Raw genomic sequence first — 21,697 nt, forward strand, 5'->3', positions numbered from 1 at the left:
GTTTTAACAAAATTTATAATAGAAAATGGGAGTTGATTGGTGTGAGAGGAAGTTTCAAAAAGCCGGCACAATTTATGCTGGTTCTTGTTGTTGCGTTCAGCATGCTGCTCACAGCTTGCACAAGCAACAACAACAAGCCTACGCCGACTAACAGCGGCACAGAAAACAGCGGAAGCGGCAACACTGAGACAGGCGGAGAAACAGCCGCTCCTCAAGAATTCCGTTTCACACTGGCAAGCGATCCGCCAAGCTTGGATCCAGCCCTCATGACTGATGCTCAATCCGGCATCGTTGCATCTGGTTTGTATGAAGGTTTGACTCGTCTGAACACTGCCGGCGAGCCAGAAAATGCAATTGCAAAAGACATTCAAGTATCTGAAGACGGCAAAACGTTCACAATTACATTGCGCGACGATGCTAAATGGAGCAACGGCGACCCTGTAACAGCTGCTGATTTTGAATATTCCTGGAAACGTACATTGAACCCTGCAACAGCTTCCGAGTATGCATACATGCTGTATTACTTGGAAAATGGTGAAAAGTATAACCAAGGCGAAATCACAGACGCTGACCAAGTTGGCGTTAAAGCAACTGGCGACTACACGCTTGAAGTGAAGCTGTACACTCCAGCTCCATACTTCACTAGCTTGCTGGCTCACTACACTTACCTGCCGGTTCACCCTGCAACAGTTGATGCTGCAGAAGACTGGGCTACTGAAGCTAAAACAATCGTATCCAACGGTCCTTTCCTTCTGAAGGATTGGGTTCACAACGACAAGCTGGTTATGGAGAAAAACCCTGACTACTACAACAAAGACGCTATCAACTTCACCAACGTAACTATTTCTTTGGTTGAAGATGCAGGCACAGTATATAGCTTGTACGAAACAGACAAAATCGACTGGATCGGCGCTCAAGCGGGCACTATTCCAACTGACTTTGTTGCTGGTCTGATTGCAGACGGCAGCGCGGAAGTTACTTCCGTAGCATCGACTTACTACTATTTGTTCAATAATAACAAAGCGCCTTTCGACAACGTAAAAGTACGTAAAGCATTGTCCATGGCTATCGACAGACAAGCTCTGATCGACAACGTTCTGCAAGCTAACCAAACGGCTGCTTACGGTCTTGTACCGCCAAGCATCGCAGGTCTTGACGGTAAATCGTTCCGCGAAATGTATCCAGACACTGGCTACTTCAGCGAAAACGTTGAAGAAGCAAAAACATTGTTGGCAGAAGGTTTGGCTGAAAGCGGCCTGAGCGCGTTCCCTGAAACAACATTGCTGTACAACACAAGCGAAGGCCACAAAAAGCTGGCTGAAGCTCTTACAGACATGTGGCGTAAATCGCTTGGCATCGAAGTAAAACTGGCTAACCAAGAATGGGGTACATTCCTGGAATCCAGAAAAGCTGGCCAATTTGATATCGCACGTTCCGGCTGGGGCGCTGACATCAACCACCCAATCAACTTCACGTATGACCTGATTCACCCGCTGTCCGGCAACAACGACGGTAAATACAACAACGCTAAAGTACAACAACTGCTTGACGGCGCTCTTGTTGCTGCAACGCAAGAAGAAAGCATGAGCATGTTGGCTGAAGCTGAAAAAATTGCAATCGAAGAAATGGGCGTTATGCCAGTTTACTACTACACTACGCCTACACTGAAAAAAGCAAATATTGAAGGTGTATTCTCCGATTACTCCGGACATATTGATTGGGTATACGGTAAGAAAACGAACTAACACCCACTCTGCATGATCTAAATGCAACCATAGAGCGAAGGCGGTTCTAAGAGCCGATGTCGTCTTTGGCGGCATCGGTTTCCGGTTTTGCTCTAACAACAGCAAGGTTCAAAAGGGTATATATAGAATAACTATATATGCCCTTTTGAAATGCACATAAAGATTTGGAAGAGAGTGGGTGACGAAATGTTCCGCTATATTGCAAGCAAATTTATATTTATGCTGCTATCTCTGTTTGTACTGGTATCGGCCACATTTCTGTTAATGAACGCAATCCCCGGCAGCCCCCTGCAATCGGAGAAAGCGACCAGCGAACAGGTCCAGAAAAACCTGGAGGCTTATTATGGCTTGGACAAGCCGTTGATTGTCCAGTATGGAACGTATCTGAAGAATCTCGTGAAGGGCGACCTCGGGATTTCCATGAAAAAGAAGTTCCAATCGGTTGATAAAATGATCGCCAACTCTTTTGGCCCATCCTTAAGGCTGGGTATTTCGGCAATTGTTACATCGGTTGTTGCTGGCTGTGCATTCGGTATCATTGCAGCTATGCATCATCGCAAAATGCTTGATAATATTTCAATGACTTTAGCAGTAATCGGCTTAGCCATACCGAGTATGGTCATGGGACCTTTACTACAGTACTTTTTTGGAGTTAAGCTACAATGGTTTACAGTTGCGGGGTTAAATGAACCCATGGACTATGTATTGCCTACGATTGCGTTAGCATCCGGGCCAATCGCCGTTATCGCGAGATTGCTCCGATCCACAATGATTGAAGTACTGAACTCTGATTTTATTAAAACTGCCAAATCCAAAGGCCTTTCCGGATACGTAATCGTGGTGCGACATGCGCTCCGCAATTCCATGCTTCCAGTTGTAACCTACTTGGGTTACCTCACGGCAGGTGTTATTACGGGGTCCGTCGTTATTGAAAAAATCTTCGCGATTCCAGGTATCGGGAAGTTCTTTGTTGAGAGTGTTATAAATCGGGACTACCCGCTCATTATGGGCACAACCATTTTTTATGCGGTTCTGCTGATGGTTACTCGTTTCCTTGCGGATATTGCATACGTCCTTGTTGATCCGCGGATGCGATCCGGAAAGGGGGCCAAATAAATCATGTCTGAGCAAAAACAAAAAGCATCTGATTTGCTTAAACCGGAATTATTCAGAAAACTAAAACGCGATGATTATACCGCCGAAGTGGTATCGCGCAAAAGTTTAACCTCGTGGCAAGATATCCGCATGCGGATGATGGAAAACAAGCTGGCGATGACTGGATTTTGGATCATTATTGCGATTATCGCGGCAGCGTTTTTGGTTCCATGGCTGGCGCCATTTGACCATTTCACCAATGAATTGACCAATACCAATAAGGCTCCTGACGGTGTTCACTGGTTTGGTACCGATGATTTGGGACGCGACATGCTGGTTAGAACCTTTAAAGGCGCGCAAATCTCCATGTTTGTAGGCGTTGTTGCCGCTTTGATCGACTTGGTGATCGGTATTATTTACGGCGGCATTATGGGATATTACGGCGGTAAAGTAGACGAAGTGATGAACCGTTTTGCTGAAATCATCTACTCCATTCCTTACCTGCTGGTTGTTATCCTGCTGCTGGTTGTTATGGAGCCGAGTTTAACTACGATTATCGTTGCCATGTCCATTACTGGCTGGGTTAACATGGCGTGGATTGTTCGCGGCCAAATTATGCAGCTCAAAAACCAGGAATACGCATTGGCGTCCAAATCGCTTGGCGCAGGCGCTATGCGGATTATTTTCCGCCACCTGATTCCAAATGCGATGGGTCCGATTCTCGTTACCCTGACGTTGACGGTTCCAAGCGCGATCTTTACAGAAGCGTTCCTGAGCTTCCTGGGTCTGGGCGTTCAATCTCCTGCCGCTTCATGGGGCACGATGATTGACGACGGCGTTAAAGCCATGATGATTTATCCTTGGCGTCTGTTGTTCCCTGCTCTATTCCTCAGCTTGACGATTTTTGCCTTTAACGTGTTTGGCGATGGATTGCGCGATGCATTCGATCCTAAACTGAAAAAATAACTAGCTTCTTCTAGAGAGGAGGTCTTTAATCATGCAACCATTACTGGAAGTGAAAAATTTAAGCGTGTCCTTCCAAGTGTATAGCGGAGAGGTTCAGGCGATTCGCGACATCAGCTTTGAAGTTAGAAAAGGCGAAGCTGTAGCCATTGTAGGTGAGTCGGGTTCCGGTAAAAGTGTAACGGCTCAATCCATCATGAGACTGAACCCATCTCCGCCAAGCTGGATTAAACCAGGTTCGTCCATTAAGTTTGACGGCCAGGAATTGTTGGATTTGTCGGAAAAAGAAATGCAGAAGGTTCGCGGCAACAAGATCGGCATGATCTTCCAGGATCCCATGACTTCGCTTAACCCGACCTTGACTGTTGGGGCGCAAATTATGGAGGGTTTGATCAAGCATCAAAACGTCGGCAAAAAAGAAGCTCGTGAACGCGCGATCGAAATGCTTAACCTGGTCGGCATTCCTAACCCTGCTTCGCGTTTGAGACAATATGCGCATCAATTCTCTGGCGGTATGCGCCAGCGTGTAATGATCGCAATTGCACTTGCTTGCAATCCTGCGCTGCTCATTGCGGATGAGCCTACTACTGCGCTCGACGTGACTATACAGGCGCAAATTATGCGCGTGATGAAAGACTTGCAGAATAAGCTCGATACATCCATTATCTTGATTACGCATGACCTGGGCGTCGTAGCCGACGTTTGCGACCGCGTAATCGTTATGTATGCCGGGAAAATTGTAGAACAAGGAACCAAATGGGAGATTTTCAAAAATCCGCAGCATCCTTACACAAAAGGACTTCTGCGTTCCTTGCCTCGTCTGGATCAGAGGAAAGACGAGCCGCTGATTCCGATCTTCGGCACGCCGCCGGATTTGATTAAGCCGCCTGTTGGCTGCAGCTTCTGTCCGCGTTGCGACGAAGCAATGGAGGTTTGCGTGTCCAATAGCCCCGATTTGGTGGATATTGAAGGCAGCGAATCCCAGAGCTCGGCTTGCTGGCTCCATCACCCATATGCCAAACGGGAGGTGCCGGTATGAGTTCGCCATTATTGCAAGTACAAGACCTGCGTAAATTTTTCAATTTAGGCGGGGGCAACATTTTGAAGGCGGTCAACGAAGTCAGCTTTTCAATTGGCCGCGGCGAAACGGTTGGCGTGGTAGGCGAATCCGGCTGCGGCAAGTCCACAGCGGGACGTACCATCATGCGGCTGTACGAGCCGACTAGCGGCAGCGTTACTTTTGACGGGAAAGACATTTACAAGGCGAGAGGCGCGGAATTGAAAGCCCTGCGCCGCAATATGCAGATGATCTTCCAAGATCCTTATGCTTCCCTTAATCCCCGGATGACGGTTACGGATATTATCGGGGAAGCGCTCGATATTCATAAACTGGTGTCGAGCCGCGCCGAACGGAAGAAGAGAGTAGAAGAGCTTCTTGATTTGGTTAACTTGAACCCGGATCACGCTATCCGTTACCCGCATGAGTTTTCCGGCGGTCAACGCCAGCGGATCGGGATTGCCCGCGCGCTTGCGGTAGATCCGAAGTTTATTATCGCGGACGAGCCGATTTCGGCGCTTGACGTATCCATCCAGGCTCAGGTTGTCAATCTGATGCAGGATTTGCAGCGAAAAATGGGATTGACGTATCTGTTTATCGCGCATGACTTGTCCATGGTTAAACATATCAGTGACCGCGTAGCGGTAATGTACCTGGGCAAAATCGTGGAGCTGGCGGAAAGCAGCGAGCTTTACGACAATCCGCGCCATCCTTATACACGGGCGCTTTTGTCCGCTATTCCGATTCCGGACCCTGAGGTTGAAGCAACGCGGGAGCGCATCGTGCTGAAGGGCGACTTGCCTAGCCCGATCAATCCTCCATCGGGTTGTCAGTTCCATACCCGTTGTCCGGTTGCTACCGACAAGTGCAAAAAGGACGCGCCACAGCTGCTTGAAGTGAGCAAAGGCCATTTTGCCGCATGTCATTATGCATAATCGATTTTGAATATAAGAGGCATCTCCGTCGATGATAGGGATGCCTCTTTTTTGTCTCCGGCGGCCATTCATATGGCAACCAGAAACCATATGTATGCCAAATAGAAAAAGACTTCATGCAGCATGCAATCACTGCCTGAAGTCTTTTTGTGCTATATAAGTCGAGCAATATAACCAGACGGTTGTTACTTAACCGTTACCCGGATGGTTACGCTTTTGCCGTCAAAAGTAGCTTTAATTGATGTGCTGCCTTTGGCGATTGCTGTAATTTTGCCGTCTTTTATTGTCGCAACGCCAGGTTTGGAGCTTGTCCATACCGCGCTATCCGTTACCGTAACCGGGGTGCCGGTTGTATAAACAGCTTGCAGCGAAATAGTCTGGGATGATCCTGGGCTAAGCTGCACCGACTTGGCCGACAATTGCAGCGACTTCAGCTTTGGCTTAACGATAACAACGATTTGTACGGTTTGCTCCTGATAGGTGCCCGTCAGTATCGTTGCGCCTGGCGCGACGGCTTTAACGCCGGAGGAGCCGTTTAATACGGCAACCGCCGTTTGGGCGATGCTCCAGTTCACCTTGGAGCCTACAGAGACGGTTTTTCCGTTTTTGTAATAACCCGTTACTTTAATCGTTTTGGTACGTCCAGGATTAAGCTCGACCTGGGTGGGCTCGGCTACCAGCTTCACGATTTCATCCTCGATTTTGATGCGGATCGAAACGGACTTATTCAGGTAGGTTCCGGTAAGCGCCACGGTGGAAGCTTCCAAGCCTCTCATCGTGGTGTCCTTGATGACAATATTATCGGACTTGGTTGTCCAAACGACGGAGGTGGTAATATCCTCTTCTTCTCCATCCTCGTTCACTACAGTCACCTTAGGCAAATTAACGGTTTTGCCGATTACGATGCTGAGATCCTTGTTGTCGATCAACAGTTTGAGCGGTTTAACATGAACGATAAGTTTAACTTGTGTCTGATACCCTTGGATAGTTGCTGTAAGCGTAACTTCGCCGATGGTTTTTGCTTCCCACTTGCTGCCTTCGATCGTGGCGATATTGACATCCGATACGGTCCATGTGGCCAGCTTGGTGACATCGATGGTAGATCCGTCGAAGGTTGTAGCGGACAGCTTCGGCAAATCGCCATTTAGGCCTTTGAAGCCGTCAAGCGTCGCTTTTTCAGCTGTTATTTTCGTAATGCTGGGATAAACCACGACATCAATGCTGCGGCTTACGCCCTTGTAGGCGGCAGTAATTTTGACTGTGCCCGGCGATCTAGGCGTTACTTTTCCGTTGACTACAGTAGCGATCAGAACATCAGAAGAAGTCCAGTCTGCCAAAGTCGTAACGGGGTATGAAATATTGCTGTTGTTCAGAACCTCGGCCTGCACCTGGATAGGCGCTTCCTGCATTTGAATGTGCAGCTCTTTTTCCGGTGTCAGCTTGATGAATTGGTAAGGCGTTCTTACGACAACATCGATCGAGCTGGTTACGCCGAGATGAGAGACAGTGATTTTGGTTTTGCCTGGCGCAACAGGGGTTACGACACCTTTTACGACTGTCAGCACCTTGGCATTGCCGCTTGTCCAGGTTGCATCTTGCGTTACGTCCGTTGTTCCGCCTGTTTTGGGCGAAGCAACTGCTGTGAGGACTTTGTCATCCGTTCCAACCTCAAGCTCCAGCACCCCGTTTTCAAGAGGAGCAACAAGCTCGATGGATTTGTAAGGCGAAGTGACGGTGATTTTGACGCTGTCGGATTTGCCTTTATATTTTGCTGTAATGGTTGCGGTGCCCGTTCCGACAAGTGTAATTTTGCCCTCGTCTACAGTCGCGACAGAAGAACTTGTCGTGGTCCATACTGCTTCGGAAGCAATGGAGGTCGACTTATTGTCTTTACGGCCGATAAGCGTATAGTTAAGCGACTCGCCCAACTTGATATCGCTGATGGTTGCAGGTGCTTCGTCGTCCCCGTCCATCAGTACAATTTCGTCATAGATGAATTGGGATGTGGCTTTGATGGAAGCTGTATAGCCTTTGTAGGTTGCGCTGATGGTTGCAGTGCCCGAACCTACACCGGTCAAAACGCCCTTGTCGACTTTAACGACAGTACTGCTGGAGGTTTTCCAGGTCGCTTCCGATGTTACATCCTTTTTGGAAGAAGAACCGGAGATGGAGGCAAATAGATTGACGGTAACCTTGTCGTCCTCCACATACATGTTCAGCGCGGAACTGCTGTTGTCATAATCGGACGCATCATAATTGATTTCAACGCCTGTGACCGTTTCTTCAGCTGCGTTGGCAATGCCCGTCCATCCGTTTAAAATCAGGCTTGCAGCCAACAGGACGGCGAATGCGCCTTTGAAACTTGCACGCAACATTTTCCAATTGCTCTGTTTTTCCACTGTATCCTTCCTTTCTTTGGAACCTGTTACTCTTATTTAATAACGGCTTGCAGAGCCCAAAAGTGAATACAAAATCAGACATTTATAATAACTGAAAGATTTCGTTAAGCTTTTTTTATGGTTTGCTTATAAGCCTCTTAACGTTAGAGCGGTATCTTGTAGACAAGGATATTGCATAAACGCCGGGAGGTTTTTTTCGATGAAAATGAATGTATTTGTGTTGTACGGAGGTCGTTCCGCGGAGCATGAAGTTTCGCTGCGCACGGCATTTACGGTGCTTGGGGCAATGGATACGGGACGGTACGACGTTTATCCGGTCTACATAACGCCCCAGGGGTTATGGTGCTGCAGCGGAGTGATGAGAGAACCTTTTGCCAGCAAGGAGGATTTGGTGCAGAAAGCGGACGGCGACCAGCCTTCCGACAGTATCGGAGGGGTATTGAGCCGGTATTTCAGTCTTCCGGGCAAGAAGGCTGCATTGCCGCTGCTGCATGGCTCCTACGGTGAAGACGGGACGGTGCAAGGGCTGTTGGAGCTGCTGGATATTCCCTATGTCGGAAACGGAGTTTTGTCCGCCGCCCTGACGATGGATAAAGCCATGTGCAAAAAGGTGCTGGAGCAGGAGGGCATCGCGCAAACCAAACATGTAACCCTCGGCGAAGAGAAATGGCTCGGCGGCAAAGAAGGCACGATGGATTGGATAGAGAGCGAAATCGGTTACCCTTGTTACGTAAAACCGGCTTCTCTGGGCTCCAGTATCGGAATCAGCCGGTGTCTGACGCGAAACCAGCTGGAGGAAGGGATTGCCGCTGCACTCCGCTACGACCGCAAGCTGGTGGTGGAGGCGGAGATTGTTGGGCGGGAAATACAGGTCGCCGTAATGGGCAACGGACAACCTCTGGCTTCGCTTCCGGGCGAGTTTTTACATGGCGTCGACTTCTTTGATTTTGATGCCAAGTATATGGACAAAAGTTTAAAAATGTCGGTTCCGGCAGAGCTGCCGTCCGATTTGCTGGACAATATTCGCGCACTTGCGCTTAGGGCCTACACGGCGCTTGATTGCGCCGGGCTGGCCAGGGTTGATTTTTTCGTGGATGCGGATGGCGGAGTTTTCTTGAATGAAATTAACGCATTGCCCGGATTTACGGGAACCAGCATGTATCCCGTCATGTGGGAGCGCACCGCAGGCATTCCCTATGGCGAATTGCTGGAGCGGCTGCTGGACTACGGCATTGCCAGGCATGAGGGGAAACGGCGGCTCCAATACGACAGGTAGGGTGAGAACATGGGAAGAGGAACGGTTGCGGAAATCAGCCTGGGAACCATTCGGGATAATGTACAAGCCATCAGAAATGCGCTCCCGGATAGCGTGCGGCTAATGGCGGTGGTCAAAGCAAACGGGTACGGCCATGGCGCGGCGGAGTCTGCACGGATGGCCGCGGCTGGCGGCGCGGAACGACTGGCGGTTGCTTACATGGAAGAAGCGCTGGATCTGAGGGCCGAGGGGATTACGCTGCCCATTTTGATATTAACGCCGATCCATCCCTCCGATGTGCATCAGGCGCTGGAGCATGAGTTGATGGTCACTGTTGCGGGCGCCGAATGGTTTCAAGCCATGCGCAAGGTGCTGAAAGGGAAGCTGCCCCGCAAGCTGAAGGTCCACATCAAGGCGGATACGGGTCTTGGCAGGCTTGGGTTGCGCAGCCGCGAGGAATGGGAGGAGCTTGTCCCTTGGCTGAAGGCGGACGATATCGAGGTGGACGGATTTTATACTCATTTTGCGACAGCGGGCAAGGAGGATACTACTTTCCTTGAACGGCAATACGGCCGCTTTCAGGAAATGCTGGACTGGTGCGCAGCTTCGGGCATAAGGCCTCGACATTGCCATTGTGCTGGAAGCGCCGCCGCTTTGCGGTTCCCTGGTCTTTCCATGGATATGGTACGGATTGGCGCAGCTATGTACGGCTTCAGTCCAGGCAGACCTGGTCTCGAGGTCGCTCTAAAACCGGCGCTGGCTCTCAAAAGCAGTCTGATTGCGGTCAGGAAGCTTGCGTCTGGAGAAAGCTTGGGTTACGACAATTCCTATACGGCAAGCGGAGAAGAATGGATCGGAACGGTGCCGATCGGTTATGCCGACGGCTGGCATCAAGGGTTGCGGCATGCGGAAGTGTTGGTTGAAGGGCAGAGAGCGCCCATTGTCGGCAAAATATGCATGGATCAGCTGATGGTCAAGCTGCCATGGGCATGCCCTGCGGGAACCCCTGTTGTGCTGATCGGGAGCCAAGGCGGCAATTCCATTGCGGCTGCCGAGCTCGCCATGCACTTGAGCAGCGTGCCGCAGGAAGTGTCCTCATCGCTGTCCATGCGAGTGGAACGGGTTTATGTTTCATAAAGGAGAGGTGAAGGTTGTGAAGGTAGGGCTGATGCAAGGACTGAAGAAAAATTGGAGCGCCCAGGATGACCGGCCAAAAGCAAGGCAGGGAACGAGACGGCAAAAGCTTGAGCTGAGCCGTGACGACGTGTGCAAGGGGACGCTGCTGCTTGTTAACCGCGCCAATCCAGTGACGGCACAGCCTTTGGAAAAAGAGCTGGAATTTGCGTTGAAGGCCGGGAGTTTTGCTGTTCTGGAGGAAAACATTCTTTTGGAGCGGGAATGTTTGGGAATGCTTGCGCGGTTGATTAAAGCGGCAGGCGGAGAAGAGGCTATTATGGTGACCAGCGGTTACCGCACCAGGCGGGAGCAGGAGGAGATTTATGAATCGTCGCTTGCCGAGAACGGTCCGCTTTATACATCCCAATACGTGGCGTTGCCGGGCTGCAGCGAACACCAGACCGGGCTTGCCGTCGATGTTGGACTGGCGGGAGCGCCTCTTGATTTTATAGCTCCCGCTTTTCCGGATGAAGGAGCATGCCTGTCGTTCAAAAAGCTGGCGGCCCGTTACGGTTTTATTCAGCGGTATAAGGAGGGGAAGGAGAGTATTACCTCCATTGCCTGCGAGCCTTGGCATTTTCGGTATGTCGGCGTACCCCATAGTGAATTAATCCAGGAGATGGATGTATGCCTTGAGGAATACCTTTCCTTTATAAAGGCGTTTACGCCGCAGAGCGGTTGCTTGACCTGGAGGGGGAACGGAGAAATCTGTGACATTATGTACGTGGAGGCGGGGGAACGCGGCGCTGCTTTGGAATTGCCGGACTGTGATGCCTTTACCGTATCCGGCAACAATATGGATGGCTACGTGATCACCATGACCAGAAGGCTCCCTGCGTGACGGGGCAAAACCAGTCGTCCTTTTCCCTCAGGAAACAATACGGCGGAGTCGAATATATGAGAGTGATTGCGGCGATACTGGTGGTTGCCGTGCACACAGGCCCTCTGCTGTCCTGGGGCGAAGACGCTGACTTCTGGCTGACTGGAGCGTTGGCTCGCCTTGCGGTTCCATTTTTCTTCATGGCATCCGGCTTTTTTTTCTTTCGCAAATTAAGCGGAAATACCCAAGCCGATATCGCCTTGCTTCTGAACGTTATGCGAAAAGTCGCATTACTCTATGCCGTTGCGATCATCATCTATCTTCCCTTCAATGTGTACAAGGGGGACTTTGGAAGTACAATTTCGGCAGGCGGCATGTTCAAGAGTGTGCTGATGGACGGAACCTTTTATCATCTATGGTATCTTCCGGCGCTAATCATCGGCATGCCGATTGTGTATGCTCTGCATCGACTTTTGCCCGGTTGGGGAGTTGCAGCCGCTGCGGCGCTGCTGTACGGAATCGGGCTTTTGGGCGACAGCTATTATGGATTGGCGATCGGAGCTCCGGCGCTTAAACAGATGTACGATGTATTGTTTCAATGGTTCGACTATACACGCAACGGTTTCTTTTTTGCCCCGCCGTTTCTGGTGATGGGTTTGCTTGCGGCAAAACGGGAGCAAGCCTTACGGTCCCGTGAAAAGCGTCATGCTCCGGGGTATGTTCCCCGTCGTGTCCGGCATTCTGCTTCCTGTGTACGGAGCGCCTTGCTTGCTAAGGGCGCCTTGTTTGCCGCAATTCTCGCTCTGTCGCTCCTTGAGGCATATTGGCTAAAGGAGGCCGGGTGGCCAAGACACGACAGCATGTATGTGCTGCTTCTTCCCGCGGTCTGGATCCTGTTCCAGCTTGCTCTGGAGATGCCGGTCCGTTATTATGCGTGGTTAGGCTCTTTCAGCTTGTGGCTGTACGTGCTGCATCCCGCCGGCATCGTGGGTGTACGCGCCATCGCCCGCTTGGCAGGAGCGGAGAAGCTGCTTATCGGACAATCGCTGATCCACTTTGGAGCGGTTGCGCTTATCTCCTCTTCCGCAGCTTTGGCGATGCCGCTTATTGTTGAGACTTGCACACGATTATTTAAAAACCGCTTTCGTATCGGAAGATAAGTTTTCCGGTGCGGGAATGCGGTTTTTTTGCTGTTGAAGCGGAGACGCTTCTTGCCGGACAAATTTTTAATTTGGCAGGATGCAACGGATATAGTACAGTGCTATAATAAATGGGATTGTGACCATGCTATAGACATGGCCGCCCCACAAAGGAAACCTGGGAGGAATTGCGCTCCATGAGCAAAAGCAAATTAGTTATTTGCGACCATCCCCTGATCCAGCATAAACTGACGTTTATCCGGAACCAGGAAACCAACACGAAGGATTTTCGTGAGTTGGTGGATGAAGTCGCAACCTTAATGGCGTATGAAATTACAAGAGATCTTCCGCTAGATACAATAACCGTGCGTACTCCGGTAGCGGAAACCGAGGCCAAAGTCGTCTCCGGCAGAATGCTCGGCCTAGTGCCGATCCTGCGAGCGGGCTTGGGCATGGTCGAAGGCATTTTGAAGCTGATTCCTTCCGCAAAAGTAGGCCACATCGGCCTGGCGCGGGATCATGAAACGCTGCTGCCGCGCGAATACTATATCAATCTGCCAACCGATGCCCATGAGCGTCTGCTGATCGTTATCGATCCTATGCTGGCTACAGGCGGTTCGGCTATCGCAGCCATTTCCTCTCTCAAGCAGCGTTCTTGCGAGCAAATCAAGCTGATGTGCCTCATTGCCGCGCCAGAAGGCGTGCGCGCAGTTCAGGAAGCGCATCCCGACGTGGATATTTACATCGCCGCGCTTGATGAGCGCCTTAACGAAAAAGGCTATATTGTTCCTGGTCTGGGCGATGCCGGAGACCGGATGTTCGGCACAAACTAGATCGCTATGTCTTGATTAAGAGGTAGGAGTGGAAGCTTTTGACCAAACTAAAGGTAATGACTATATTCGGAACGCGTCCGGAAGCCATCAAAATGGCGCCGTTGGTTTTGGAGCTTCAACGACGCGAGGAAGAGATTGAATCCCTGGTGTGCGTGACCGCCCAGCATCGCCAAATGCTGGACCAGGTGCTGGATTTTTTTGAAATCAAACCAAACTACGATCTGAATGTCATGAAGGATCGCCAGACGCTCACGGAAACGACCGTGCGCGTATTGGAGGGGCTTGAGCCGGTTCTTGAAGAAGCAAAGCCGGATATCGTGCTGGTGCATGGCGATACTCAAACGACATTTCTCGCGAGCTACGCATCCTTTCTGAAAAAGGTCAAAGTCGGCCACGTTGAAGCGGGCCTTCGCACCTGGAACAAAATGTCCCCGTATCCCGAGGAAATGAACCGCCAGCTAGCGGGCGTTCTGAGCGATATTCATTTTGCTCCGACGGACTGGTCGGCGAACAATCTTCGCAGGGAAAACAAGTCCGAGGAAAGCATCTATGTAACGGGCAATACCGCAACGGATGTGTTTCAGTATACCGTGGATGATTCCTTCACCCATCCCGTCCTGGAATGGAGCAAAGGAAAGCGGATGATCCTGATGACCGCGCACCGGCGTGAGGCTCTGGGCGAGCCGCATCGGAATATTTTCCGCGCAGTCAAACGGATTGCCGACGAGCATGAGGACATCGCCGTTGTTTACGCCGTCCATCTTAATCCTGCGGTAAGGGAGCCGGCCAATGAAATCCTGGGCGACCATCCACGCATTCGCTTGATTGAACCGCTGGACGTTTTTGAATTCCACAACTTTTATCCGCATGCTTATTTCATTATGACGGATTCCGGCGGCATGCAAGAGGAAGCGCCTTCTTTCGGCGTACCGACGCTGGTGCTTCGCGATACGACGGAACGGCCCGAGGGCATCAAAGCGGGAACGCTTGAGCTGGTAGGCACGGATGAAGAGACGGTTTACGCAAGAGCGAAAGCGCTCCTGAATGATACCGCGCTTTATTGCCGGATGAGCCAAGCGGCCAACCCGTATGGAGACGGCACGGCATCGGAGAGAATTGTGGACGGGATTTTGCATCATTTTGGGAAAAGAAAGCAGAGACCTGAGCCGTTCACAAAAAGTTCACAAATCACGGAATAGTGACGGATATGTGGCAAAATATACAGCGTACAGTAGCACTGTACGGTTTGCAAAACCTGAGAGACCTTGTTCTATAAGGGTTTTGTCCCCCTAAATGCGAGAATGCTTATGGGAATTACAATTGACAAACCTTGATCCGCTTGGATAAAATAAATGAGGATTGACAGGGGTTGGAGACCTATGAACGGAAAGGGCAAACAAGACAATCCATGGAAGGCTGCGGCTCTGGTCGGAGCTTTGGGCATCGATGTCGGACTATGTGTTTTTCTGGGTTATTGGCTCGGCTCTATAGCAGGCAACCTCTATGGCGATCCCAAGCAATGGATGGTCGGAGGGCTGCTGGTCGGTCTTGCCGTCGGCATACTTTCAGCTATTCTGATTGTCAGGAAGGTGTTGAAGGACTCCGATGGATAACATTATGAAAACGGCGACGATCTGGTTGTTTTACCTGTTGTCGGCATGCCTTATTATGTGGGCGTTTCTGCCGGACATCAGGACCGTGTCGCTTGGAATTGCTTCCGGTCTTGCGGTCAGTGCCATGAATGCGTTTTTATTGCAGCGCAGAGTAGGCATGATTGCGGAGGCCGCGATGCAGGAAAAAGCAAGAAGAAAGGGAATTGGCTTTGGCAGCCGGATTGCGTCCGTGCTGCTGCTTGCGATGATCGCGTACCGATACCCGGACATTATTAATATGCCGGCAGCCTTGTCGGGAACCATGATCATGCCTTTTCTGATTCTGGCGGCAGCCATTATGCACACGATGAAAGAAAACAGCAGCGGAAAGGGGTGATACTGTACTATGCATTTATTCCCCATTGTAGAATGGAATGGTCTCAAATTTGATTTGTCTGCAATACTTGCCATTCTGGTTTCTTGTGTCATTACGTTTGTAGTGGCGCGGCTGGCGGTGCGCAATCTCTCGGTGGAAAATCCATCCAAGATGCAAAACTTTATGGAGTGGGTTGCGGAATTTATGCATTCCACCATCGCGAGTTCCATGCCGGTTCACAAAGTAAGGCCTTATCTGGCTCTGGGTATGACATTGATTATGTTTATTTTTATATCCAATCTGCTGGGACTGCCGTTGCTGGTCGTAACCGACGCGCATCATCCAATTGAATGGCTAGGCATCACCGAGAAATACTTGCAGGAGCATGGAGGCGCTGCGCATATCGCGTGGTGGAAATCCCCTACAGCCGACTTGTCGGTGACAGCGGGATTGGCGCTTGTTGTATTCGTTCTGGTCCACTACCTGGGCCTCAAGCTGAATCGCAAGCATTATCTTCACCATTACCTGCATCCATATCCGGTATTTCTCCCAGTCAACCTGATCGAGACGTTTGCAAAACCACTCACGCTGGCGCTGCGGCTATACGCCAATATTTATGCCGGCGAGGTTTTGATCTCGACGATTCTCAAGATAGGATTGTACGGCATTCCGTTTATGGTCGCTTGGCAAGGCTTTAGTATTTTTGTCGGCGCGATTCAGGCGTTCCTGTTTACGGTGCTTACGATGGTTTATATCTCGCAAGCTACCGTGCATGATGATCATGAGCAGGTAGAACACAAGCATTAGCGTCTATTACTTGCAAGGCATCAAGCTTTGGTTATCGAAATGATTTTGTTTTCGGTCATCCAGGGTTCCATATACCCAAGAAGTAAGACAAGCTCCATGGAAAAGTGAATTCCACTAAAAAACAACATATTTCGAGGAGGATTTTTAAAATGGAAGTATTGGCAGCAGCAATCGCAGTAGGTCTGGGCGCTATCGGCGCAGGTATCGGTAACGGTATGATCGTCAGCAAAACGGTTGAAGGTATCGCTCGTCAGCCTGAACAAAAATCCGCACTTCAAACTACGATGTTTATCGGCGCCGGTATCGTCGAAGTAGTACCAATCATTGGCGTTGTTATCGGTTTCTTGGCTTTCTTCAGATAAGAAGCAAGACTGAGCGATTGGCGGGGAAGGCCTAGCCCTCTTCGCCTTTGTTTTGATTACTGGTTACCCAGGAACGGGAAGGGAGTGCGAACATGGAGTTTTTGCCAATGAGTACTATCATCACGATCATTTCTTTTATACTGCTGTACCTGGCGCTGAATAAATGGGCGTTTGGTCCATTGTTCGGTGTAATGGAAAAGCGCAGACAGCTGATTCTGGAGCAGATGAACACGGCTGAATCCAGCCGCAAGCAAGCCGAGGAATCGCTGCAAGAGCAGAAGGCTGCCCTTGATCAGGCTCGCAAGGAAGCTTACGGCATTCTGGAGCAAGCAAGATCAACAAGCTCCAAGCAGGCAGAAGAGATCGTACAGACGGCCAAAAACGAGGCGGACCGCCTTAAGGATGCCGCGCTTAAAGATATTGAAAGCGAGAAAAACAAAGCGATTGCCGCACTTCGTACAGAGGTTGGCGGTATCTCCGTAAAAATTGCTTCCAAAATTATCGAGAAGCAAGTGGATGAAAAGTCGCAGGAGCAGCTTGTTGACCAATACTTGAAAGAGGTTGGAAGCAAATGAGCCGCGACACGGTAGTAGCGAAGCGCTACGGCAAGGCGCTGTTCGAGCTGGCTTCTTCCGGGGGCGTTGTCCCTGAAGTAGAATCGCAGCTTAAACTGATCGCCGAATCGCTGAAGCAGGATGCCGAAATTGGCAAGTTTCTGTCTCTTCCAAACGTAGACACCGCCAAAAAAGTCGAGGTGCTGAAAGCCGCTTTTGGCGGACAGCTTTCCCAGCTTGTCCTGAACGCGCTTGATCTTATTCTTTCGCGGGGACGGGAGTCCATTCTGGAAGAGGTATACGAAGCCTATACGATTATTGCAGGCCAGGCTCTTGGCCAGGCGCATGCTACTGTCTATACAGCTAAAGGGCTGACGGAGCAGGAGCTGAGCGGAATCGAGGCTCAATTCGGTGGCATTACCGGCAAAAAAATCATTGCAGAGCAAATCGTCGAGCCGTCGTTGCTGGGAGGCATTCAAGTCCGCATCGGGGATCGCCTGTATGACGGAAGCTTGTCCGGCAAGCTGGATCGTTTACAAAAAACGCTAAATTCTAAAGCACTGTAGATAGGGGTGAGCGAATTGAGTATTAGACCTGATGAAATCAGCACGCTGATTAAGCAACAGATCGAACAATATAAATCCGAAATTCAAGTCGTGGATGTTGGCACAGTCATCAACGTCGGTGATGGTATCGCGCGCGTACACGGCCTCGAAAATGCGATGCAGGGCGAATTGCTCGAATTCGCAAATGGCGTAGTGGGCATGGCCCTTAACCTTGAGGAAAGCAATGTCGGCGTCGTTATCCTCGGCCCGTACACGGATATCCGCGAAGGCGACCAAGTGAAACGGACTGGCCGCATTATGGAGGTTCCGGTTGGCGAAGCGCTGCTGGGCCGCGTTGTCAATCCTCTGGGACAGCCGCTTGACGGCAAAGGTCCTATCAATACAACTGAAACTCGCGCAATCGAATCCCCGGCTCCGGGCGTTATCGACCGGAAATCCGTTCATGAGCCGATGCAAACAGGCATCAAGGCTATCGACGCGATGGTGCCAATCGGCCGCGGTCAGCGCGAGCTGATTATCGGCGACCGCCAAACAGGTAAAACGGCGATCGCGATTGACGCAATCATCAACCAAAAAGGCAACGGCGTAAAATGTATTTACGTTGCGGTTGGCCAAAAGCAGTCCACTGTTGCGAACGTTGTGGAAACACTTCGCCGCCATGGCGCGATGGATTATACCATCGTTGTAACAGCTGGCGCTTCCGAGCCTGCTCCGTTGTTGTTCCTGGCTCCTTATGCAGGCTGCACAATGGGCGAATATTTCATGTACAAGGGCGAGCACGTCCTGATCATTTATGATGACTTGTCGAAGCAAGCCGCCGCATACCGCGAGCTTTCCTTGCTGCTTCGCCGTCCGCCGGGCCGTGAGGCTTATCCGGGCGACGTATTCTATCTGCATTCCCGCTTGCTGGAACGTGCGGCCAAGCTGAGCGACAAGCTCGGTGGCGGTTCTCTGACCGCCCTGCCGTTTATCGAGACTCAAGCATCCGACGTATCGGCCTATATCCCGACAAACGTTATCTCCATTACGGACGGCCAGATCTTCCTGGAAGCGGATCTGTTCTACTCTGGCCAACGTCCGGCGGTTAACGTCGGTATCTCCGTATCCCGCGTTGGCGGCTCTGCGCAGATCAAGGCGATGAAGAAGGTTGCCGGTACGCTCCGTTTGGACCTTGCGGCATACCGCGAGCTGCAAGCATTTGCCCAGTTCGGCTCCGACCTGGACAAATCGACGCTTTCCCGTCTGAACCGCGGCGCTCGCACAATGGAAATTCTGAAGCAAAACGTCAACCAGCCAATGCCGGTTGAAAAGCAGGTTATTTCCATCTATTCGGCTGTTAAAGGCCATTTGGATGATATTGCCGTTGATAAAATTCTCCGCTTCGAAAGAGAATTCCATTCATTCCTGGATTCAAACCATCCGGAAATCGGCGCTTCGATCCGCGACACCAAAGATATGGTGCCGGATAATGAAAAAGCGCTTGTTGACGCGATCAATAAATTCAAGAAAAGCTTTGCCTAATAGCAATCCAACCTCTAAACGTATGTTCAGCCTCTAAAGAGGTTTTAATTCAGCAGTCTGCGCGTGCAGCCGTCAGGATATGCGGCGCAGACCCCTTTACCACGCCCGGCAGTTAACGCTTCGGGCAACGAAGGCGGGTGAAATGAAATGGCAAAAGGCATGCGCGATATTAAACGCGAAATTAAAAGCAAGCAAAATATGAAGCAAATCACCAAAGCGATGGAGATGGTAGCGGCCTCCAAGCTCAGAAGAGCGCAGGAAGCGGCTGTATCGGCGCGTCCTTACGCCGATAAGCTGAAAGAGGTTGTTGCCAGCATCGCCGCATCTTCTACGGATGTGAAGCATCCTATGCTGGAATCGCGGCCGATCAAAAAGACGGGATACCTCGTCATTACTTCCGACCGTGGACTTGCTGGCGGCTACAACGCCAATATTTTGCGGAAATTGACGCAAACCATTGCGCAAAAGCATTCCTCCAGCGATGAATATGCATTGTTCGTCATTGGACGCAAGGGCCGTGATTTCTTCCGCCGGCGCAATATGCCGATGGTTGACGAAGTCATCGGTTTGTCGGATGCTCCTGTATTTGCTGATATCAAAACAATTGCAGCTGCGGCAGTAAGCATGTTTGCAGACGGCAGTTACGATGAGTTGTACATTTATTACAACAAGTTCGTCAACGCTCTCACGCAAATTCCGACAGAAACCCGTCTGCTGCCTCTGGACGCGATTAGCGAAGGCGCAACGGTTTCGACTTACGAGTATGAGCCTTCGCCTGAAGGCGTATTGGAAGCACTGCTGCCTAAATATGCGGAAACGCTGATTTACAGCGCTCTGCTTGACGGCAAAGCAAGTGAGTTCGGCGCCCGTATGACTGCGATGGGCAGCGCAACGAAAAATGCTACAACGATGATCAACCAACTGACGCTTACGTACAACCGGGCGCGTCAGGCTGCGATTACCCAGGAAATAACGGAAATCGTTGCGGGAGCTAGTGCACAGTCGTAAGTTCATATAAGAAGGAAGCAGGAGGGAAAGCAATGAAAAAAGGACGCGTTGTATCCGTCATGGGCCCGGTCGTCGACCTTGAGTTCGAACGCGGCAACTTGCCGGAAATTCTGAACGCCGTCAAGATTCAACAAGCGGCTACAGCTGGCGGTGTCGCCATCAATTTAACGCTCGAAGTTGCCGTTCATCTCGGCGATAATTTGGTGCGTGCCGTTGCGATGAGCACAACGGATGGTCTGGTTCGCGGCATGGAGGCCGTTGATACCGGAGCTCCGATTACGATTCCAGTAGGTACGGCTACTCTTGGCCGCGTATTTAACGTTCTCGGCGAACCGATTGACGAAGCTGGCGATGTAACTTCCGACGTGAATTTGCCTATTCACCGTCAAGCGCCTGCATTCGACGAATTGTCGACACAATCCGAAATTCTGGAAACGGGCATCAAGGTTATCGACTTGCTCGCTCCTTACGCCAAAGGCGGTAAAATCGGCCTCTTCGGCGGCGCGGGCGTAGGTAAAACCGTTACGATCCAGGAGCTTATCAACAACATCGCTCAGGAGCATGGCGGTATTTCCGTATTTGCCGGCGTAGGCGAACGTACTCGCGAAGGCAATGACTTGTACCATGAGATGAAAGACTCCGGCGTATTGTCCAAAACCGCAATGGTATTCGGACAAATGAACGAACCGCCGGGCGCGCGTCAACGCGTAGCGTTGACAGGTCTGACCATGGCGGAGTTTTTCCGCGATGAAGAAGGCCGCGACGTACTGCTGTTCGTCGACAATATCTTCCGTTTCACGCAAGCCGGTTCCGAAGTATCCGCTCTCCTCGGCCGTATGCCTTCGGCGGTAGGTTACCAGCCAACCCTGGCAACGGAAATGGGCCAGCTTCAAGAGCGTATCACTTCCACCAAAAAAGGTTCCGTTACATCCATCCAGGCGATCTACGTTCCTGCGGATGACTATACGGATCCGGCTCCTGCTACAACGTTTGCCCACTTGGACGCAACGACAAACCTGGAGCGTAAAATTTCCGAAATGGGTATCTTCCCTGCGGTTGACCCGCTTGCTTCGTCTTCCCGTATCCTGAACCCGGATGTACTGGGTGAAGAGCATTACAATGTTGCTCAAGGCGTTAAGAAGATTCTTCAGCGCTACAAAGAGCTTCAAGATATCATCGCCATCCTCGGTATGGACGAGCTTAGCGAAGAAGACAAGATTACGGTTGCGCGTGCGCGCAGAATCCAGTTGTTCTTGTCTCAGCCGTTCCACGTTGCCGAGCCGTTTACAGGCATTAAAGGCAAATACGTGCCGGTTAAAGAATCGGTTCGCAGCTTTAAAGAAATTCTCGAGGGCAAATATGACCATCTTCCGGAAGAAGCTTTCCGTTATGTAGGTGTCATTGAAGAAGCCGTGGAGAAAGCCAGCACGCTTTAGAGGTCGTTCAAAAAGGCCACTTAATCGTACTTTTTGAACATGAACTAATAGCGAAAGG

Annotated in this window: 21 protein-coding genes; 20 read left to right on the forward strand and 1 reads right to left on the reverse strand. The window is 50.7% G+C overall.

Features of this window, described 5'->3' with window-relative positions:
• Nucleotides 1–41: 41 nt before the first annotated feature.
• The 5 genes from ACX93W_RS23495 (at nucleotide 42) to ACX93W_RS23515 (ending at nucleotide 5,795) form a co-directional block, all read left to right on the forward strand.
• Nucleotides 42–1,745: a peptide ABC transporter substrate-binding protein gene (locus ACX93W_RS23495; protein WP_459394820.1), complete on the forward strand. Its 1,704-nt coding sequence runs from the start codon at nucleotides 42–44 to the stop codon at nucleotides 1,743–1,745.
• 186 nt (nucleotides 1,746–1,931) lie between these two features.
• Entirely contained in the window at nucleotides 1,932–2,861 is a 930-nt protein-coding gene (locus ACX93W_RS23500) for an ABC transporter permease (RefSeq protein WP_459394821.1), read from the forward strand.
• Between the two features lie 3 nt (nucleotides 2,862–2,864).
• Nucleotides 2,865–3,806 carry an ABC transporter permease gene (locus tag ACX93W_RS23505; protein ID WP_459394822.1) on the forward strand — a complete coding sequence of 314 codons (942 nt, stop codon included), beginning with the start codon at nucleotides 2,865–2,867 and terminating at the stop codon, nucleotides 3,804–3,806.
• Between the two features lie 31 nt (nucleotides 3,807–3,837).
• Nucleotides 3,838–4,842 (forward strand): ABC transporter ATP-binding protein, encoded by a 1,005-nt coding sequence (locus tag ACX93W_RS23510; RefSeq protein WP_459394823.1) that lies wholly within the window; start codon nucleotides 3,838–3,840, stop codon nucleotides 4,840–4,842.
• A complete protein-coding gene (locus ACX93W_RS23515; protein ID WP_459394824.1) occupies nucleotides 4,839–5,795 on the forward strand; it encodes an ABC transporter ATP-binding protein in 957 nt (318 codons plus the stop codon). Before ACX93W_RS23510 ends, ACX93W_RS23515 begins: the two co-directional genes overlap by 4 nt.
• A gap of 185 nt (nucleotides 5,796–5,980) precedes the next feature.
• Here the strand turns inward: ACX93W_RS23515 and ACX93W_RS23520 are convergent, their stop codons facing one another.
• Entirely contained in the window at nucleotides 5,981–8,170 is a 2,190-nt protein-coding gene (locus ACX93W_RS23520; protein ID WP_459394825.1) for an Ig-like domain-containing protein, read from the reverse strand.
• 223 nt (nucleotides 8,171–8,393) lie between these two features.
• On the opposite strand from ACX93W_RS23520, the gene ACX93W_RS23525 reads away from it, so the two are divergent.
• The 15 genes from ACX93W_RS23525 to atpD all read left to right on the forward strand — a co-directional run bounded on the left by ACX93W_RS23525 (nucleotide 8,394) and on the right by atpD (nucleotide 21,639).
• Nucleotides 8,394–9,470: a D-alanine--D-alanine ligase family protein gene (locus tag ACX93W_RS23525; RefSeq protein WP_459394826.1), complete on the forward strand. Its 1,077-nt coding sequence runs from the start codon at nucleotides 8,394–8,396 to the stop codon at nucleotides 9,468–9,470.
• Between the two features lie 9 nt (nucleotides 9,471–9,479).
• Nucleotides 9,480–10,586, forward strand: a complete 1,107-nt coding sequence (gene alr / locus ACX93W_RS23530) for an alanine racemase (protein ID WP_459394827.1) — start codon at nucleotides 9,480–9,482, stop codon at nucleotides 10,584–10,586.
• On the forward strand, nucleotides 10,576–11,466 hold the full coding sequence (locus ACX93W_RS23535; protein ID WP_459394828.1) for a D-alanyl-D-alanine carboxypeptidase family protein: 891 nt from the start codon (nucleotides 10,576–10,578) through the stop codon (nucleotides 11,464–11,466). Before alr ends, ACX93W_RS23535 begins: the two co-directional genes overlap by 11 nt.
• Entirely contained in the window at nucleotides 11,463–12,605 is a 1,143-nt protein-coding gene (locus tag ACX93W_RS23540) for an acyltransferase family protein (protein ID WP_459394829.1), read from the forward strand. The genes ACX93W_RS23535 and ACX93W_RS23540 overlap by 4 nt, the downstream gene beginning before the upstream one ends.
• Before the next feature lie 176 nt (nucleotides 12,606–12,781).
• Nucleotides 12,782–13,417, forward strand: coding sequence for a uracil phosphoribosyltransferase (upp, locus tag ACX93W_RS23545; RefSeq protein WP_459394830.1), 636 nt, complete (start codon nucleotides 12,782–12,784; stop codon nucleotides 13,415–13,417).
• Nucleotides 13,418–13,455: 38 nt separating this feature from the next.
• Entirely contained in the window at nucleotides 13,456–14,616 is a 1,161-nt protein-coding gene (gene wecB, locus ACX93W_RS23550) for a non-hydrolyzing UDP-N-acetylglucosamine 2-epimerase (RefSeq protein ID WP_459394831.1), read from the forward strand.
• A 180-nt stretch (nucleotides 14,617–14,796) separates the two neighbouring features.
• Nucleotides 14,797–15,030, forward strand: coding sequence for a hypothetical protein (locus ACX93W_RS23555; RefSeq protein WP_459394832.1), 234 nt, complete (start codon nucleotides 14,797–14,799; stop codon nucleotides 15,028–15,030).
• Nucleotides 15,023–15,406, forward strand: coding sequence for an ATP synthase subunit I (locus tag ACX93W_RS23560; RefSeq protein ID WP_459394833.1), 384 nt, complete (start codon nucleotides 15,023–15,025; stop codon nucleotides 15,404–15,406). Before ACX93W_RS23555 ends, ACX93W_RS23560 begins: the two co-directional genes overlap by 8 nt.
• 9 nt (nucleotides 15,407–15,415) lie before the next feature.
• Nucleotides 15,416–16,192, forward strand: coding sequence for a F0F1 ATP synthase subunit A (gene atpB, locus ACX93W_RS23565; protein ID WP_459394834.1), 777 nt, complete (start codon nucleotides 15,416–15,418; stop codon nucleotides 16,190–16,192).
• Nucleotides 16,193–16,341: 149 nt separating this feature from the next.
• Nucleotides 16,342–16,554, forward strand: coding sequence for a F0F1 ATP synthase subunit C (gene atpE / locus ACX93W_RS23570; protein WP_068686092.1), 213 nt, complete (start codon nucleotides 16,342–16,344; stop codon nucleotides 16,552–16,554).
• A gap of 92 nt (nucleotides 16,555–16,646) precedes the next feature.
• Complete coding sequence (gene atpF, locus ACX93W_RS23575; RefSeq protein WP_459394835.1) at nucleotides 16,647–17,129, forward strand: F0F1 ATP synthase subunit B; 483 nt, start codon at nucleotides 16,647–16,649, stop codon at nucleotides 17,127–17,129.
• The gene (locus ACX93W_RS23580; RefSeq protein ID WP_459394836.1) at nucleotides 17,126–17,674 is read left to right on the forward strand and encodes a F0F1 ATP synthase subunit delta; all 549 of its coding nucleotides are present in this window, start codon (nucleotides 17,126–17,128) and stop codon (nucleotides 17,672–17,674) included. Before atpF ends, ACX93W_RS23580 begins: the two co-directional genes overlap by 4 nt.
• Nucleotides 17,675–17,689: 15 nt before the next feature.
• On the forward strand, nucleotides 17,690–19,195 hold the full coding sequence (gene atpA / locus ACX93W_RS23585; RefSeq protein ID WP_459394837.1) for a F0F1 ATP synthase subunit alpha: 1,506 nt from the start codon (nucleotides 17,690–17,692) through the stop codon (nucleotides 19,193–19,195).
• Between the two features lie 147 nt (nucleotides 19,196–19,342).
• On the forward strand, nucleotides 19,343–20,203 hold the full coding sequence (gene atpG, locus ACX93W_RS23590; RefSeq protein WP_459394838.1) for an ATP synthase F1 subunit gamma: 861 nt from the start codon (nucleotides 19,343–19,345) through the stop codon (nucleotides 20,201–20,203).
• Nucleotides 20,204–20,235: 32 nt separating this feature from the next.
• Nucleotides 20,236–21,639: a F0F1 ATP synthase subunit beta gene (gene atpD, locus ACX93W_RS23595; RefSeq protein ID WP_459394839.1), complete on the forward strand. Its 1,404-nt coding sequence runs from the start codon at nucleotides 20,236–20,238 to the stop codon at nucleotides 21,637–21,639.
• The last annotated feature ends 58 nt before the right edge of the window (nucleotides 21,640–21,697 follow it).

The sequence above is a fragment of the Paenibacillus sp. CAU 1782 genome (assembly GCF_054551715.1).

Bases quoted from the DNA above. Each gene is read 5' to 3' on its own strand.
- ACX93W_RS23500 (WP_459394821.1), top strand. From the start codon at position 1,932: ATGTTCCGCTATATTGCAAGCAAATTTATATTTATGCTGCTATCTCTG.
- ACX93W_RS23505 (WP_459394822.1), top strand. From the start codon at position 2,865: ATGTCTGAGCAAAAACAAAAAGCATCTGATTTGCTTAAACCGGAATTA.
- ACX93W_RS23510 (WP_459394823.1), top strand. From the start codon at position 3,838: ATGCAACCATTACTGGAAGTGAAAAATTTAAGCGTGTCCTTCCAAGTG.
- ACX93W_RS23515 (WP_459394824.1), top strand. From the start codon at position 4,839: ATGAGTTCGCCATTATTGCAAGTACAAGACCTGCGTAAATTTTTCAAT.
- ACX93W_RS23520 (WP_459394825.1), bottom strand. From the start codon at position 8,170: ATGTTGCGTGCAAGTTTCAAAGGCGCATTCGCCGTCCTGTTGGCTGCA.
- ACX93W_RS23525 (WP_459394826.1), top strand. From the start codon at position 8,394: ATGAAAATGAATGTATTTGTGTTGTACGGAGGTCGTTCCGCGGAGCAT.
- alr (WP_459394827.1), top strand. From the start codon at position 9,480: ATGGGAAGAGGAACGGTTGCGGAAATCAGCCTGGGAACCATTCGGGAT.
- ACX93W_RS23535 (WP_459394828.1), top strand. From the start codon at position 10,576: ATGTTTCATAAAGGAGAGGTGAAGGTTGTGAAGGTAGGGCTGATGCAA.
- upp (WP_459394830.1), top strand. From the start codon at position 12,782: ATGAGCAAAAGCAAATTAGTTATTTGCGACCATCCCCTGATCCAGCAT.
- ACX93W_RS23555 (WP_459394832.1), top strand. From the start codon at position 14,797: ATGAACGGAAAGGGCAAACAAGACAATCCATGGAAGGCTGCGGCTCTG.
- ACX93W_RS23560 (WP_459394833.1), top strand. From the start codon at position 15,023: ATGGATAACATTATGAAAACGGCGACGATCTGGTTGTTTTACCTGTTG.
- atpB (WP_459394834.1), top strand. From the start codon at position 15,416: ATGCATTTATTCCCCATTGTAGAATGGAATGGTCTCAAATTTGATTTG.
- atpE (WP_068686092.1), top strand. From the start codon at position 16,342: ATGGAAGTATTGGCAGCAGCAATCGCAGTAGGTCTGGGCGCTATCGGC.
- atpF (WP_459394835.1), top strand. From the start codon at position 16,647: ATGGAGTTTTTGCCAATGAGTACTATCATCACGATCATTTCTTTTATA.
- ACX93W_RS23580 (WP_459394836.1), top strand. From the start codon at position 17,126: ATGAGCCGCGACACGGTAGTAGCGAAGCGCTACGGCAAGGCGCTGTTC.
- atpG (WP_459394838.1), top strand. From the start codon at position 19,343: ATGGCAAAAGGCATGCGCGATATTAAACGCGAAATTAAAAGCAAGCAA.
- atpD (WP_459394839.1), top strand. From the start codon at position 20,236: ATGAAAAAAGGACGCGTTGTATCCGTCATGGGCCCGGTCGTCGACCTT.